Origin of the sequence: Rufibacter aurantiacus (genome assembly GCF_017916345.1) — a bacterium.
Lineage (GTDB): Bacteria > Bacteroidota > Bacteroidia > Cytophagales > Hymenobacteraceae > Nibribacter > Nibribacter roseolus.
This window is the reverse complement of sequence record NZ_JAFMSV010000002.1, coordinates 1,232,761-1,247,997: the sequence shown is the minus strand read 5'-3', so window position 1 is coordinate 1,247,997 and position 15,237 is coordinate 1,232,761. Positions and strand designations below refer to the sequence as shown.

The 15,237-nt window shown below is 53.7% G+C and carries 10 protein-coding genes; 6 read left to right on the top strand and 4 right to left on the bottom strand.

Features of this window, described 5'->3' with window-relative positions:
* Window positions 1-242 precede the first annotated feature (242 nt).
* The 4 genes from J3P34_RS10230 to J3P34_RS10215 form a co-directional block, all read right to left on the bottom strand.
* Window positions 243-1,268: a UDP-glucose--hexose-1-phosphate uridylyltransferase gene (locus tag J3P34_RS10230; RefSeq protein WP_210488352.1), complete on the bottom strand. Its 1,026-nt coding sequence runs from the start codon at window positions 1,266-1,268 to the stop codon at window positions 243-245.
* Window positions 1,269-1,302: 34 nt separating this feature from the next.
* Window positions 1,303-2,469 carry a galactokinase gene (locus J3P34_RS10225; protein WP_210488350.1) on the bottom strand — a complete coding sequence of 389 codons (1,167 nt, stop codon included), beginning with the start codon at window positions 2,467-2,469 and terminating at the stop codon, window positions 1,303-1,305.
* A gap of 89 nt (window positions 2,470-2,558) precedes the next feature.
* A complete protein-coding gene (locus J3P34_RS10220; RefSeq protein ID WP_210463194.1) occupies window positions 2,559-4,196 on the bottom strand; it encodes a sodium/sugar symporter in 1,638 nt (545 codons plus the stop codon).
* 103 nt (window positions 4,197-4,299) lie between these two features.
* Window positions 4,300-5,343: a LacI family DNA-binding transcriptional regulator gene (locus J3P34_RS10215; RefSeq protein ID WP_210488348.1), complete on the bottom strand. Its 1,044-nt coding sequence runs from the start codon at window positions 5,341-5,343 to the stop codon at window positions 4,300-4,302.
* A gap of 343 nt (window positions 5,344-5,686) precedes the next feature.
* Here J3P34_RS10215 and J3P34_RS10210 point away from each other — a divergent pair, with 343 nt between their 5' ends.
* The 6 genes from J3P34_RS10210 (at window position 5,687) to J3P34_RS10185 (ending at window position 15,113) form a co-directional block, all read left to right on the top strand.
* Complete coding sequence (locus J3P34_RS10210; RefSeq protein ID WP_210488346.1) at window positions 5,687-8,806, top strand: SusC/RagA family TonB-linked outer membrane protein; 3,120 nt, start codon at window positions 5,687-5,689, stop codon at window positions 8,804-8,806.
* 22 nt (window positions 8,807-8,828) lie between these two features.
* Entirely contained in the window at window positions 8,829-10,361 is a 1,533-nt protein-coding gene (locus J3P34_RS10205) for a RagB/SusD family nutrient uptake outer membrane protein (protein WP_210463197.1), read from the top strand.
* 79 nt (window positions 10,362-10,440) lie between these two features.
* Window positions 10,441-12,252, top strand: a complete 1,812-nt coding sequence (locus J3P34_RS10200) for a T9SS type A sorting domain-containing protein (protein ID WP_210488344.1) — start codon at window positions 10,441-10,443, stop codon at window positions 12,250-12,252.
* A gap of 297 nt (window positions 12,253-12,549) precedes the next feature.
* Entirely contained in the window at window positions 12,550-12,771 is a 222-nt protein-coding gene (locus J3P34_RS10195; protein ID WP_210488342.1) for a hypothetical protein, read from the top strand.
* The gene (locus J3P34_RS10190; protein ID WP_210488340.1) at window positions 12,758-13,978 is read left to right on the top strand and encodes a sialidase family protein; all 1,221 of its coding nucleotides are present in this window, start codon (window positions 12,758-12,760) and stop codon (window positions 13,976-13,978) included. Before J3P34_RS10195 ends, J3P34_RS10190 begins: the two co-directional genes overlap by 14 nt.
* 67 nt (window positions 13,979-14,045) lie before the next feature.
* Window positions 14,046-15,113, top strand: a complete 1,068-nt coding sequence (locus J3P34_RS10185; protein WP_210488338.1) for a glycoside hydrolase family 43 protein — start codon at window positions 14,046-14,048, stop codon at window positions 15,111-15,113.
* Window positions 15,114-15,237 lie beyond the last annotated feature (124 nt).

Genomic DNA, 15,237 nt, shown 5'->3' with positions numbered 1-15,237 from the left:
GCGTGAAAAACCGTTTTGGGCCTGTTTTCTTTTAAATGAGCCAAAAACGACTTTGTGCTACCCTGCGCCAAGAAGCCATTATGCTTATACCAAGCTAAAAGACCTCGTAGCGTCCGGAGGACCTGCGAGCGTCTGTGCCAACTACCTCTCTTTAAATGAAAAGACCTCACAGGTTTTTGGAACCTGTGAGGTCTTCGTCTTATGTTTTCGGGCTGATTTCTTTTAAACAGCCTAAAAATAGCCTACAGCAGGGCCCTGAGTCTTTCGGCGGCGCTCTCGGGGGTGATGTCGCGCTGGGGCTCGGCCATGAGCTCGTAGCCCACCATGAACTTCTTCACGGAGGCGGACCTCAGCAGCGGCGGGTAGAAGTGCATGTGCAGGTGCCAGCCCGGGTAGTCCCTGCCGTCGGTGGGCGCCTGGTGGAGGCCCGCCGAGTAGGGGAAGGAGGTCTGGAACAGCCGGTCGTACACTGAGGAGAGCCGCTTCATGATGTCGGCGTAGGCGAGCTTCTCTTCCTCGGTGATCTCCCCCAAGTGCGCGAAGTGCCTTCTGGGGATGACGATGGTCTCGAAGGGCCACACCGCCCAGAAAGGCACCAGCGCCACGAAGAACTCATTCTCCGCCACGATGCGGGTGTTCTCCTCCAGCTCCAGGGCCAGATAGTCAGAGAGGAGGCTGCGGCCGTTCTCTGAAAAGTAGCGCTCCTGCTGCACCGTCTCTTTCGCCGGGTCTCCCGGCACGGAGCTCTGCGCCCAGATCTGCCCGTGCGGGTGGGGGTTGCTGCTGCCCATCACGCTCCCCTTGTTCTCGAAGATCTGCACGTAGCTGATCTCGGGCATGGCGCCCAGCTCCAGGTACTGCGCCTGCCACAGGTCCACGACTTTTTTGATCTCGGTGGTCTCCATATCCGAGAGGGTCAGGTCGTGGCGGGGCGAGAAGCAGATGACCTTGCAGATGCCCCGCTCGCTCTCGGCCTGCAACAGGCCTCCTGTAGTGAAGGTGCCGGAGGGGCTGTCGGCCTGCAGGGCGGCGAAGTCGTTGGTGAAGACGAAGGTGGAGGGGTACTGGGGGTTGGTCTCGCCGTTCGCGCGCACGTTCCCCGGGCAGAGGTAGCAGGTGGGGTCATACTCCGGGCGGGTGTCCTGCTCGGTAGACTCCTGCTGGCCCTGCCAGGGGCGCTTGGAGCGGTGCGGCGAGACCAGCACCCACTCCCCCAGCAAGGGGTTGAAGCGGCGGTGCGAGTGCTCGGTGATATCGAATGAATTCATAGTCTATTCTGTATTGGAATGGGAAACGTGGGGCTTAGCGCTTGGAGAAATCAATCGGAACCAGGCTGCTGCCGTCCACAATCTCGGCCACGTAAGTCTTAAGCGTGATGTTGTACTGTTGTTGGTAAGCCTCGGTCATCTGGCGGGTGAACTCATCCAAATTATCCAGTCTCACCAGGTTTATGGTGCAGCCCCCAAAACCACCGCCCATCATACGGGCACCCAGCACCGCGTCAGATTCCCGGGCGCGGTCGGCCAGGAAGTCCAGTTCGGGGCAGCTTACTTCATAGTCATGTTGCAGGCCCTGGTGCGAGGCGAACATTTTCTGCCCGAAAGCCACCAGGTCGCCGCGCTCCAGGTCCTCGCAGGCGTCTTCCACGCGCAGGTTTTCCTGCACCACGTACCGGCAACGTTTGTAGACGATGGGGTCAAATTCATCCTGGTGGCGTTCCAGCATCTGCTCGGTCACGTCACGCAGGCTGCGTACCTGTGGGTATAGTTTCTGCAGCAGGGCCACACCGGTCTCGCACTCCTGGCGGCGGGTGTTGTACTCAGAAGACGCTAGAGAGTGCTTCACCTGCGTGTCGCAGAGCACAATGCGGTAATCATCAATGTTGAAGGGGTAGTACTGGTATTCCAGGGAACGGCAGTCCAGCTTCACCACGTGGTTGTGCTTCCCGAACATGCTGGCGAACTGGTCCATGATGCCGCACATCACCAGCGCGTACTCGTGCTCGGCCTTCTGGGCCATCTTCACCATGTCAAAGCGCTCTATGCCGTACGCGTAAAGGTAGTTGAGGGCGTAGGCCAAGCCGCACTCCACCGCCGCTGAGGAAGAAAGCCCCGCCCCGATGGGAATGTTGCCCCCAAACACCAGGTCAAAGCCCTTTACCTCGAAGTTGGCCTTCTGCAGCTGCGCCACCACGCCCAAAAGGTAGTTGGCCCAGCCTATATCCGTGCGCTGCACGTTGGTCAGGTCAAACTCGCCGCTTTCTTCCAGGTCAAAGGCGTACGCCCGCATGGTCTGGGTGCCGTTAGGCGCCAGCGCGAAGTAAATTTCCTTGTTGATGGCGGCTGGCAGCACGAAGCCCTCGTTGTAGTCGGTGTGCTCTCCAATCAGATTTACCCGGCCCGGGGAGCGGGCTACTACCGGTTCCGATTTGTATAGTTTCTTGAATTTGGCAACAATGTCTTCAACCATAATATCTGTATTAAGCCTAAAGGCATAGCACTTAGAAATGCTATGCCTTTAGAGGTAAACGTAAACAACTTTCTTTTGATGGATTTCTTCTACCAGAATATGATGTAAAGGGCGGCCAGAATTCCACAGATGATGATAGAGCCTACGGCAAACGAGGTAGAAGTCCTGAACATAGAGGAATCAATCTCCAGTCCTTTGGGGTTGTGCTTGCTCTTAGGATCAAGCAAGGTGATGATGATCATCAGGAGCACGCAGACCACGAATACAATCCCCATCCGGTCCAGGAACGGAATCTCAGGGAACTGGAATTTCAGGAAGGTAGACAACGGAATGGTCAATACCGCCGCGGTCAAGGCTGCCGGAGAAGTGGTACGCTTCCAGAAGAAGCCCAGCGCAAAAATGGCAAACACACCCGGAGAAATGAAGCCGGTGTATTCCTGGATGTACTGGAACGCCTGGTCCAGGTTACGCAGTACCGGGGCTACCACAATAGCAATGATGAAAGACGCCACCACGGTCAGTTTCCCGAAGGTCACCAATCTTGTTTCTGAGGCGTTTTTGTTAAAGTACTTGCGGTAGATGTCCAGGGTGAAGATAGTGGAGATACTGTTGGCTTTTCCAGCCAGTGAGGCCACAATAGCCGCGGTTAACGCCGCAAAAGAAAGACCTTTCAGACCAACCGGCAACAGGTTCAGAAGCACCGGATAAGCGTGGTCAGGCTTCACGTGGCCCAGTTCGTTCGCCATCTCGGCCTGGAACATGCCGTTCTTGTGCAATACGTAAGCGGCAATACCTGGCAATACCACAATAATAGGCATCATCAGTTTCAGGAAAGCGGCGAAGAGGAGACCACTGCGGGCAGTTTTCAAATCAGCACCCAAGGCGCGCTGGGTAATGTACTGGTTACAGCCCCAGTAGTTCAGGTTCACAATCCACATACCGCCAATGAGTACGGAAAGACCGGGTAAGTCCATGTAGGCATCGCGGGTACCGCCTTCGCCGTTCGGGATCATGATCTCGTTCTCAGAAAGGATCATGCTGAAGTGGTCGCCGGCTTGCTGGCGCAGGTGCACCAGGCCGTCCCAGGCGCCGGAGCCGCCCAATTGCTGAGATACCAGGTCCAGGGCCAGGTACGTGGTGGCCAGACCGCCCAACACCAGTACAAACACCTGGATTACGTCTGTGTAGCCAATCACTTTCATACCGCCCAGGGTAATGAAAATAGCGAAGATGGCGCAGCCGTACATACAGTAATAGAAGTCTATGCCCGTAATGGTCTCAATGGCCAGTGCCCCCAGGTACAGAATAGAGGAAAGGTTTACAAACACATACACCAAAAGCCAGAAAGCCGCCATGATGGTACTCACCGCATCGTTGTACCGGTGCGAGAGGAACTGCGGCATGGTGTAGATCTTGTTCTTCAGGTAGATTGGGATGAAGAACACGGCTACCACAATAAGGGTGGCGGCAGCCATCCACTCATACGTGGAAATGGCAAGGCCCATAGCGAAACCCGAGCCCGACATCCCGATGAACTGCTCGGCGGAGATGTTGGACGCGATAAGGGAAGCCCCAATGGCCCACCAGGTCAGCGACCCCTCGGCCAGGAAGTACTCTTTGGAGTCCATGTGGTCGGCTTTCTTCTGCCGGTAAATCCAGTAGCCGTACCCCGATACAATAAAGAAGTAGGTTAGGAAGACAATGTAGTCAATGGTTTGTAAGCCCATAAAGAGGAGAGTGAATCAGTTGTTTGTTAGTTGAAAATGATATACCGTTTGGTGAAGTTATCTTTTTAATGATAATCTTATATAATCGCAATATAAGATTTTTCTATTCTGTCCGGCGCCGGCTGTTTTTTTTGCGCAGAGAAGACTGGCGTACAACCAAAACCGGGTCAAGGATTATTTTCTGCGGAAGGTCCACCAGGACGGGCTCTTCCTGGCGCAGGTTCATGAATATATTGGCCGCTTCCTGGCCCATGAGGGCGGTTTGCTGGTCAACGGTGGTTAGGCCCGGGGTAATGTAGGCGCTGAAAGCCTCGTTCGCAAACCCTACCAGGCCAATCTGGCCGGGCTTGCTCCAGGGGGTTTCTTTGATGGCCTGCAGGGCGCCCAGGGCCGTGAAATCCTCTACCGCAAAAATGGCATCGGGTCTTTTGGGCAGGTTGAGCAAAGCCTCGGTGCATTTGCGGCCCGAGTCTATGGAGACCTTCCCGTAGGTGATCAGGTCGCCGTCCACTTTATAGTTATGGGCTTTGAGCGCATCTACGTATCCGCGCAGCCGCTCATGGAAAATCTGGATATGCTGCGGGCCGGAGATGTGGGCAATGCGTTGGTAACCTTGCTGGATGAGGTGCTCAGTGGCCATGTAGGCGCCCTTGTAATCATCTATGACCACGGCCGGAACATCCAGTTCATCTATGGCGCGGTCAAACAGGATGAGCGGGATCTTGCGGTTTTTCACCTCCTGAAAATGGTCGTACCGGGTGGTCTCTTTGGCAATGGAAGCAATGATGCCGTCTACGTTAGACTGCAGCAAGGTCTGTATCCCCTGCGCCTCATCCTCATAAGACTCATTTGTCTGGAACAGCAGAACGCTGTACCCCTGGCTTTTGGCCACTTTCTCAATCCCGTGGATAACGGACCCGAAGAAGCTGATTTCTGCACTGGGAATGATCACCCCAATCACGTACGTCTTGCCCGAGCGAAGGGAGGACGCGGCGCGGTTTTGCCGGTAATTGAGTTTCTGAGCCGCTTTTCTTACAATCTCCTTGGTGGCAGAACTGATGGAAGGATGGTCGTTAAGGGCACGGGAAACCGTCGCTGCTGTTGTGTTCAGTTCCTTCGCAATATCATGAATGGTGGTTCTGCTCATGTTACGTAATCGATTACGTAAATATATCTTAAAATTTATGAATTTCGCAAATAGGTGTTTTTGACTCTATATTTTACATAATCTTAATAAAGTGTCATTTTAACACCTGTATTTTGTCTTTATTCTCTAAAAAATAAGCCATAAATAATAAATATTATAAGAAAACGAGAGAGTTAGAGGGGTGTGATTAGGAAATTAAATTGCCAATTTGTAAATATGCGACGTAATCGATTACGTTAATTTGCGAAATCGTTAATTGATGCCCGCTCACCTGTTTGTTTAAGAATCTTATAGGTCTTAAAATCTGAAGTGGATCGCTTTTACAACTCTTAACTCTTCTTACATGAAAAAAAAGTTACGCAATGAAATGCCGTTGGGCAATGGACTCTACCATCTGGGGAGGTGTAAAATAGGCCACTGGCTCCTGATGCTGATGGTCTGCCTGATGGTTAACTCCCTGGCCTATGAAGCGCAGGCGCAGGGTAGAACGGTTTCCGGAAAAGTGGTTGGTGCCCAGGGCGAAGGTTTGGCCGGGGTAACGGTATTGGTGAAAGGAACCAGCAACGGTGCCTCTACAGATGCCAACGGTAATTTCACAATCTCCCTGGCCAGCGGCCAGGAGAACGGCACCCTGGTGGTTTCCTATATTGGCTTCACCTCGCAGGAAGTACCTATTGCAGGGCAGTCTTCCATCAACATTACCCTGCAGCCAGATGAGCAGACCCTCAATGAGGTGGTGGTGATTGGTTACCAGACCGTGCGCAAAAGTGACCTGACCGGCGCGGTTTCGGTGGTAAGCCCAGAGGCCGCCAGCAGAGTGAGCGCCAACTCGGTGGCAGAGTCTATCCAGGGCTTAACGCCCGGGGTAACGGTAAGAACCGAGGGGGTGCCCGGCGCCAACGCCAGAATTGAGATCAGGGGAACCGCCAGTTTCCTGAACACCGACCCACTGTATGTGATTGACGGAATGATCGCCGACGCGAACACTACCATCAACAACAATGACATCGCCTCTATCCAGGTATTGAAAGATGCTTCTGCCGCGGCCATTTACGGGGCGCGTGCCGCCAACGGCGTGGTGATCATCACTACCAAGCAAGGAAAAGAAGGGCCGGCAAAAGTTAGCTTCTCCGCCAAATACGGGGTGCAGCAGATCCCTAAGCGCTGGGATGTGATGAATGCGAGCGAGTTTGCCGCCATGCAGCGCATGCAGTACCAGAACTCAAACAGAACCCCGCTGCCAAGTGTGGCCGAGGGTACTTTCAACCCAGCCATCAACACAGACTGGCAGGATGAAAGCCTTCAGAACGGAAGCCTGCAGGATTACAACGTTTCTTTGTCTGGCGGTACGGCTACAAGTAACTACCTTATCTCAGGTAGCTATTTTAGAAACGAAGGATTTGTGAAAGCCACTTCCTTTGACAGAGGTAGCTTACGGGTGAATACCAGCAGCCAGAAAGGCCGGGTTACCTTTGGCGAGAACATGGTGCTGACCAACTCCATCGCAAAGTCTCCGGGCGAAGGCAACCCCATCTATGACATGGCCATCATGCTGCCGGTTATACCGGTGCGGGATCCATCCTACATTACCCCGTCTAACCCGGACGGTTACGGCATTGGCTCTACCAGCGCTGTGACCTATGCTTTTAACCCGGTGGCAGTGCGCAATTACCGCAACTACAGAACAGAGTTCGCCAAGTTGGTGGGTAACGCCTATATAGACGTGAAGCTGGTAGACTGGCTCAGCTATAAATTCAACGTGGGTTTAGAGGTGAGCTTTGACCATTTGCAGCGCATCAGAAAAACAGGGGTGTACCAGTTTAACGCCACTTCTTACCCAAGTGAGATCACTGAAGACAGATCAAGATACCTCAGCACGCTGTTTGAGCACACCCTCAATTTCAACAAAACCTTCGGGGATCACTCCATCAACGGGGTGGTAGGGATTAGCCAGCAACAGGCAGAGAGACAGTATACAGCCGGCGGCAGAACCAACCTGCTGTATGCCAACGGTCAGTATTATACTACCATTGGCGCGGCCACAGGAACGGCCTCTGCCGGCGGCGGTCTGGGTGATGACTACAAGATCTTTGGTTATCTGGGCCGGGTGAACTACTCATTCAAAGACCGCTACCTGCTTACCTTAACCGGCCGGGTAGATGAGGATTCCCGTTTCGGGGCGAACTACAGAAGAGGTTTCTTCCCGTCAGTGGCTGCTAGCTGGAGAATAAGCGAAGAGAACTTCTTCAACGCTCCCTGGGTGTCTGACCTGAAACTGAACGCGTCTTACGGTAAACTGGGGATTGTGGTGCCAAACCTGGGTTCCTGGCCTTACACCGCTTACATCAACAACAGCCCCCGGGCTATCTTCGGGACAGACCAGACGCCTTACATCGGGGCTTACGCCGCCCGTCTGGCTAACCCAGACCTGCACTGGGAAGAAAGGGTGCAGCAGAACCTTGGTATAGACGCCAGCTTCCTCAACAACAGGGTCTCTTTGGAGTTCAACGTCTATAACTCATTGTCAAGAGACGCTATTCTGGACCTGGACGTACCTGGCTACCTGGGTAACCTGCAAGGCAACCCGTTCATCAACACCGCTTCTATCAGAAACAAAGGTTTTGAGATTGCCGCCACTTACAGAAGCAGCACCACTAGTGACTTCAGATGGGATGTTTCTGCCAACGCCACTACCATCAAAAACAAAGTAGAGGAAGTAGGCCAAGGGGTTTCCTTTATCCAGACCGGTAATGCCCGCTCAGCGGTAGGCCGTCCGGTTGGGGAGTGGTACGTGATCAGAACCGATGGGATTTTCCAAAACCAGGACGAAATCAACCGCCACGTAAGTGCCGAAGGTACCGTGATCCAGCCTTATGCCAAGCCAGGTGACATTAGATTCATTGATAAGAACGGTGACGGGCAAATTAATAACGACGACAGAGACTTTGCGGGTTCTCCATGGCCTTCTCTGCAAGCCGGCGGGCAGTTCAACGCTTCTTACAAGCAGTTCAGCCTGAACGTGCAGTTGGTGGGGGTGTTTGACTACACCATCTACAATGATGTGAGAAGAGCGCTGGATATCTACCAGAACACCAACTTCCGCTCAGACCTGAGCCCTTGGTCACCAACCAACACCAATACCAGTGATCCAAGAATAGGGTTGGAGACAGATGACCAGGGAATCATCTCCAACAATCGGGCAGAAAGCGACCGCTGGTTAGAAGAAGCTTCTTACCTGCGTTTCAGAAATGTTGAGTTGGGTTATGAGTTGCCGGCAAGTCTGCTCACCAGAGCCAGAATCTCAAACGCCCGCCTTTTTGTGAGCGGTCAGAACCTGTTTACCATCACCAACTATTCAGGGCTTGATCCTGACGTGACTGGTGGTATCCGGGAAAGAGGGTTGGATAATGGACACTGGCCATCGCCAAGGGTTATCTCTGTGGGTATTCAGGCCGGGTTTTAATTAAGTGTAAATAGAAAGGCATATGAAAAAGTTTCTAACATATTCATTGATGGCAGCTGGCTTGGCCATGTTCAGTTGCGATAAGGATTTAGATATAGAGAATCCGAACCAACTGGCCGTGGAAGCTTATTGGAAAACACCTAACGATGCTCTGCTGGGCGTGAACGCCACCTACAGTACCCTGCACCGGGGCATGTCCCGCTTCCTGCCCTGGTACTACATAGGCAGGTCAGATGAAGGCAGAAGCCTTAGCCCGGCCTCGCACCTGGTGAACAACTTTGACCAGTTCCTGGTAACGGATTACAACCTGGGCGATACCTACGGGCCACTTTGGCGGGATAGTTACATTGGCGTGAATCGGGCAAACCAGGTGATTAACAATGTGCCCAATATTGAGATGGATGAGACCCTGAAGCAGCGCTACATTGGCGAGGCCAAATTCCTGCGGGGGATGTTCTACTTCCACCTGGCTACCATCTACGGCAACGTTCCATTGATCACCAAGGTGTCTGTGGTGGGTGACTTGCCGCCCACTGCAACCCAGGCAGAGGTGTTTGCCCAAATAGAGCGGGATCTGACAGATGCAGCCGCAGTACTGCCCGCCACCTACGGCTCTGCCGACCTGGGCCGGGCTACCAAAGGAGCTGCTTACGCGTTGCTGGCCAAGGTGTACATGCAGCAGCATAAGTACGCAGAAGCCGTGGCTCCGCTGAAATGGTTGGTAGAAGATGAGGGCAGAAATATCTATGACCTCATGCCTAACTACCGCGACAACTTCCTGGTTACCTCTGAGAACAACAAAGAGTCTGTGTTTGAGTGGCAGTTTGCCCTTAACCCCGCAGAAAACCATGACGATGACACAGACCCGCGGGCCGATAACCTGAACTATGGCCAGTCTTTGGCGAAGTTTATGTCTCCTCCGGGCGTGGGTTGGTCAGACGTGGAGGCCCGCAGATGGGTAGTGGATGAGTTCAATGAAAGAACCACCACCGGTGCCCGTGATCCGCGTTTGGCAGCCTCGTTCCTCTTTGACTACACAGATGAAAGAGGTCCGGCCTTTACCATGGTGTACGGCCAGACTTTCGCGCAACGCTACGGTGCCAACAATGACCGGGTATGGTTCCGCAAGTTCCTCAATGACAACTGGAAAAACACCGAGGAATACAACTCACCTAACAACTGGCGCTACATCCGCTACGCAGATGTGTTGCTCATGTATGCCGAGGTGCTGAACGAGACCGGCAACACGGCCAAGGCTTATCAGTACGTAGACCGAGTGCGCCAGAGAGCAGGTTTGGCAAGACTGTCAGACGTGAAGCCTAACCTCACGAAAGAGCAGTTCCTGGAGCAAATCAAGCATGAGCGGCTTCTAGAGTTGTCTGGTGAAGGGCAGCGGTGGCATGATCTGGTAAGATGGGGAGACCTCACCTCACCAACTACCAAACAGAGAGACCCAGCCTTCAACTCCTTCACGCCTGGGCAGGATGAGTTCTTGCCTATCCCTCAGCTGGAGCTGGACCTTAATCCCAATCTGAATCAGAACCCCGGTTATTGATCTTTGAAGTAAAGCCGTGGAGCTGCCCAAGTTCCACGGCCTTTTTTTACCCGTTTTCTGAAACCATCAACCAAAACATATGAAAAAATATCTACCGTTTTTGCTTTGTCTGGGATTGTTAAGTCAGCAGGAAGAGGCTTCCGCCCAGAGCTTTACCATGAAAAACCTGAACTTCCCGGTGCAGCACGGTGACGTGTCGGCGGTGGACATTGACCGCGATGGAGACATGGACCTGCTCATCATGGGCGAGGTCTCCGGCACTGAGCGTTTCGTGCAATTGTTTATCAATGACGGCGCCGGAAACTTCACCAAAACAGCTTCTCCTTTTCTGGCAGGGGCGTTTGCTTCCATTGACTGGGGCGATGTAGACAATGACGGTAGGCTGGACCTGCTGCAGTCGGGTTTTGGGGCTACGCCGTTTACAGCCTTGTTCAAGTCAAACGCCGCCGGCGTGTTCACCCAGGTAGCCAACTCCGGTATTCAGCAGGTAACTCCCGGCACCGGCTTCGCCGATCTGAACAACGACGGCTATACAGATATCTATGCTTTCGGGAACGCGAACAACACGGCCAATGATGCCACCCGGGCCAAGATCTACTTCAACAACAAGTCTGGCGGCTTCACCGAGTCGGCGCAGTTCAATGATTTCAAGTTCATTGACCCCGAGATTTCGACCGTGGACTTTGACAAAGACGGTGACCTGGATCTGTTCGTGAATGGTTTTGAGGTGGTGAGCAATAGCCGCTTCTCTAAGATGTTCGTGAACACCAACGGCACGTTTGCCGTGCGTGACCTAGGCCTTATCCAGAAAGGATTCGGGGGCGCCGTTTGGGGCGACTATGATGCCGATGGTGACCTGGACCTGCTCCTTAACGGAGACGGCGGCGCCAACGGGGAACCTTCCAGTGACATTTACCGCCTGTACAAAAACACCGCCGGCGCTTTCGCCCAGGCTACCACTTTCTCTACCTACCGGCAGATTGCCGTGGGTGACGGCGGCCGCTTCGCTGATTGGGACAATGACGGTGACCTGGATGTGATTGTCACCGGTTGGGATGATACCGCCAAAAGACAGGCCACGGCCATTTTCCTGAACAACGCGGGTACCTTCACGGCCATGGCCAACAATGACCGGTTGCCGGGTGTATCAGAAAGCTCCATTGAGGTAGCTGATATTGACGGAGACAGCGACCTGGACCTGATGCTCACCGGTTTCTCGGGCAACAACTTCAACGGAGCCAACAGCGCCTACAATGACAAGGTATCGGTGATTGTGGTAAACCCTGCTACCACGGTGAACACCGCGCCTGCCATGCCGGCCACACTGCAAGCCACCATGGGTACTGGCGGCGCCGTTACCTTAAGCTGGAGCGCCGCCACTGACGCCACTACCTCCGCCAACTCCCTTTCCTACAACATCTTTTTGCAAGACGCTGCCGGCAAAGTGTACATCCACCCCATGGCAGACACCACCACCGGTAAACTGATGGTGCAGAAAATGGGCAACGTGCAGCTCAACACCTCCTGGACCATCAAAGACCTGCCGCAGGGCAGATACCGCTACGGGGTGCAGGCCATAGACAACAGCTTCATGGGCTCGCCTTTCATGAAGACCAGCTTTACCATCACCAACGGCGTGCTCACCGGCATCGCTGACCAGAAACTGGATCTGAACATGGAGGTGTATCCTAACCCTGCTCCGGGCAGAATCAACGTGAAGCTGGAGAAAGGCAAAAAGTACGACCTGAAAGTGTCTACCCTGGATGGCCGTACCGTGAAAACCCTCAGCGCCATGAACAGCGTGCAATTGGCTTTGGCGCCGGGTGTCTACATTCTGCAGGTAAATGACAACAAAGGCGGCGTAGAGAACCGCAAGATTGTGGTCCAATAAACCAGAACCAACCGGAAAGTCGCAGAAGCCGTTTGGGGTTGTTTTGCAGAAATCGGCCCCCAAACGGCTTGCCAGAAATTGTGGATGGGTCCTGTGGCAAATGGTGACCGTGCAAGGGCCGTGTTGCTGTTTGTCACAGGATTTTCCTGAGAAGGTGTTTTAGGGCTATTTCTTCAAGAATGGGCTTAAAACCGACTTCTGGTTTTTTCTGGGCTGGTACTGCAGGTGGCCTTTGTCTCGCCTCCTTTTCAGGTGAAGGTGGGCCAGGCTTTTATGGTTGAATGAAGCTTTGTGTGATTGTATCCACTAGATGATTGTCTATATGAGACGCGGGGTTGTAAAACCGAAAAAGAGAAAGCAGGTCCTGACGCTGCTGGTCCTGTTGGTCATTTTGTTTCTGGAATCTATGGTGTAGCGGCTTGGTTTTCTGAACCCAGCGGAAGGAGGGAAATCAATCTCACCGGGTTTGGCGAACTGCCTGAACCTGGTGCTTACTACTTGAATAATGGAATTACTTAAAACGAAGGTCTGGTGTCTGCTGCTGGGGGTGTTGTTCACCTTTTCCTGCAAAAGCGGGGATGACCCTAATCCCGGACCGGGTCCGGGCCCCAACCCAGGAGTACACGCTGATGATTTTCCGCCGGTAGACAACAGCACTACTTCTTTAAACATCACCTGGAACGCCACTGCCACCAAGTTGTCGCATGACGTGTATTTTGCGGAGTACGGCAGGGTGCGTCGTGTGAAAGGAGACACGCTGCTGCTGACGTATCATTATGGTACGCCCGGAAACGAGTGGGACAACATCGCCATCAGGAGGAGTATTGACGATGGCGCCACCTGGTCTGCCCCCGAAACCCTCCTAGCCGACAACAACCCCAGCTACTACGGTTTCTCCAATCCAGACATACTGGTGCTCAAAGACGGCCGGGTGATCCTGGCCTACACCGGCCGCGGCAACCCAGATGACAATGCCCACGCCAACATCCAGATCAGGATCAGCAATGACCGGGGCTGGACCTTTGGGCCGCCCGTGATTGTGGCTACCGGCCGGTCCTGGGAACCGTCTATGGTGCAGCTACCCGATGGCGAGATTGAGATTTTCTATTCCAGCGAAGCCCGTTGGTGGGCCGGGCCAGGCTCTACCGCGCAAGAGCAGGAGATCCTGATGGTGCGGTCCACGGATAACGGCGCCACCTGGAAACTACCCAAGCAAGTGGCCTACACCCCCGGTATGCGCGACGGCATGCCGGTACCGGTGGTCTTGAACAACGGCAAAGGCATAGTCTTCCCCATTGAATCTGTGAAGAACTCCAAATCACCTTGGATTGTGTGGTCCTCGCTGGAGGCCCGCTTCAACTACCAGGGGCCCAGCACCACCGCCAACAGCCGGCGCTGGCTGGCTACTTCGCAGAATATCTGGGGCGGGGCTCCGTACCTCATCCAGTTACCGTCTGGCGAGACCATTCTCTCCTGCCAGGATGCCGGTGGCCGTTCCGTAGGCGCTGACTGGAAAAAGAATACCATGCTGGTGCTGGTGGGCAACAGCTCGGCCATGAACTTTACTAACATTACCTACCCCTGGCCCAACCTGCCCAATAATGAGGGCGCCTATTACTCGTCTATGTTCCTGAAAGATGCCAGCACCATCTGGTTAATTACTACCCGGAATTTCAGCGATGGGCATAGTGAAGTCTACCTAAAAGAAGGGCATATAGGACCTTGAGGCGCTAAGGAATCAACAGGGTAGGAGAGCGTTATAAAAGAATTATTTACTGAGTTATTTACAATTTATGCATCATTACAAACGGCTGCTGTATGGTATTACCCTTTTTCTGGCGCTTGGCGCAAGCTGCAAAAAGGAAGCGGATGAAGTACAGAAACCAGTCACCCCCGTAACCAATACATCCAACACCTTTACCAATCCCTTGCTGCCCAGCGGACCAGATCCGTGGGTGTACCAGCAGAACGATACCTACTATTACATCCATACCCTGGGCAACCGCATTGGCTTGATTAAGACCAAGGCCATCTCGCAACTGGGCAAAGAGGCCTTTACCACTGTATTCGCGCCTGGGGTTTCAGAGCCATATTCCCAGAACCTCTGGGCCCCCGAGATCCACTTCTTGCAAGGCAAGTGGTACATCTATTTCGCCGCCGATAACGGGAATGATGTGAATCACCGCATGTACGTGTTGGAGAACGCTGCCGCAGACCCTACCACCGGCACCTGGACCATGAAAGGCAAACTGACCCCTACTACAGACCGATGGGCCATTGACGGATCAGTGTTTGAGCACGGCGGTCAGCTGTACTTCATCTGGTCTGGTTGGGTGGGCAACAACGACCCGGGCATCCAGCAGATTTACATTGCCAGGATGAGCAACCCCTGGACCCTGGAGGGAGACCGCGTCATGATCACCAGGCCTACCTTCAATTGGGAGATGAACGGCCTGGTGAATGAAGGCCCCGAGGTAATCAAGAATGCGGCGGGCAAAGTTTTCATGGTGTACTCAGCCAGCGGTTGCTGGACCGATAGTTACTCCTTGGGCCGCCTTACCCTGCGTGACAACGGCAATCCCATGAACCCCGATGATTGGATTAAGTCACCCGCGCCGGTGTTTGCCACCAAGGCTGAGAGCAACGCCTTCGGGCCGGGCCACAACGGGTTCTTCAAATCGCCGGACGGCACCGAGGACTGGATCATTTACCACGCCAACTCTTTCAGTAACCAGGGTTGCGGCAACACCAGAAGCCCGCGCATCCAGAAGTTCACCTGGAACGCAGACGGGACGCCCAACTTCGGTGAGCCGGTGAAAATCAATACGCCGCTTCCCAGGCCATCTGGTGAGGTGAAATAACCTTTGCCCTGAAAAGAGCCGAAGCAAAATATAGTATACTTAGTTTATGGCCTGTTTTTAGAAGAACAGGCCATAAACTCGGGCTTCTTTATCGGCAAAGGTCAGGGGCTGTCCTGGGATAATC

Coding starts and splice junctions, on each gene's coding strand:
- J3P34_RS10210 (WP_210488346.1), top strand. CDS start 5,687: ATGAAAAAAAAGTTACGCAATGAAATGCCGTTGGGCAATGGACTCTAC.
- J3P34_RS10215 (WP_210488348.1), bottom strand. CDS start 5,343: ATGAGCAGAACCACCATTCATGATATTGCGAAGGAACTGAACACAACA.
- J3P34_RS10220 (WP_210463194.1), bottom strand. CDS start 4,196: ATGGGCTTACAAACCATTGACTACATTGTCTTCCTAACCTACTTCTTT.
- J3P34_RS10225 (WP_210488350.1), bottom strand. CDS start 2,469: ATGGTTGAAGACATTGTTGCCAAATTCAAGAAACTATACAAATCGGAA.
- J3P34_RS10205 (WP_210463197.1), top strand. CDS start 8,829: ATGAAAAAGTTTCTAACATATTCATTGATGGCAGCTGGCTTGGCCATG.
- J3P34_RS10200 (WP_210488344.1), top strand. CDS start 10,441: ATGAAAAAATATCTACCGTTTTTGCTTTGTCTGGGATTGTTAAGTCAG.
- J3P34_RS10185 (WP_210488338.1), top strand. CDS start 14,046: ATGCATCATTACAAACGGCTGCTGTATGGTATTACCCTTTTTCTGGCG.
- J3P34_RS10230 (WP_210488352.1), bottom strand. CDS start 1,268: ATGAATTCATTCGATATCACCGAGCACTCGCACCGCCGCTTCAACCCC.
- J3P34_RS10190 (WP_210488340.1), top strand. CDS start 12,758: ATGGAATTACTTAAAACGAAGGTCTGGTGTCTGCTGCTGGGGGTGTTG.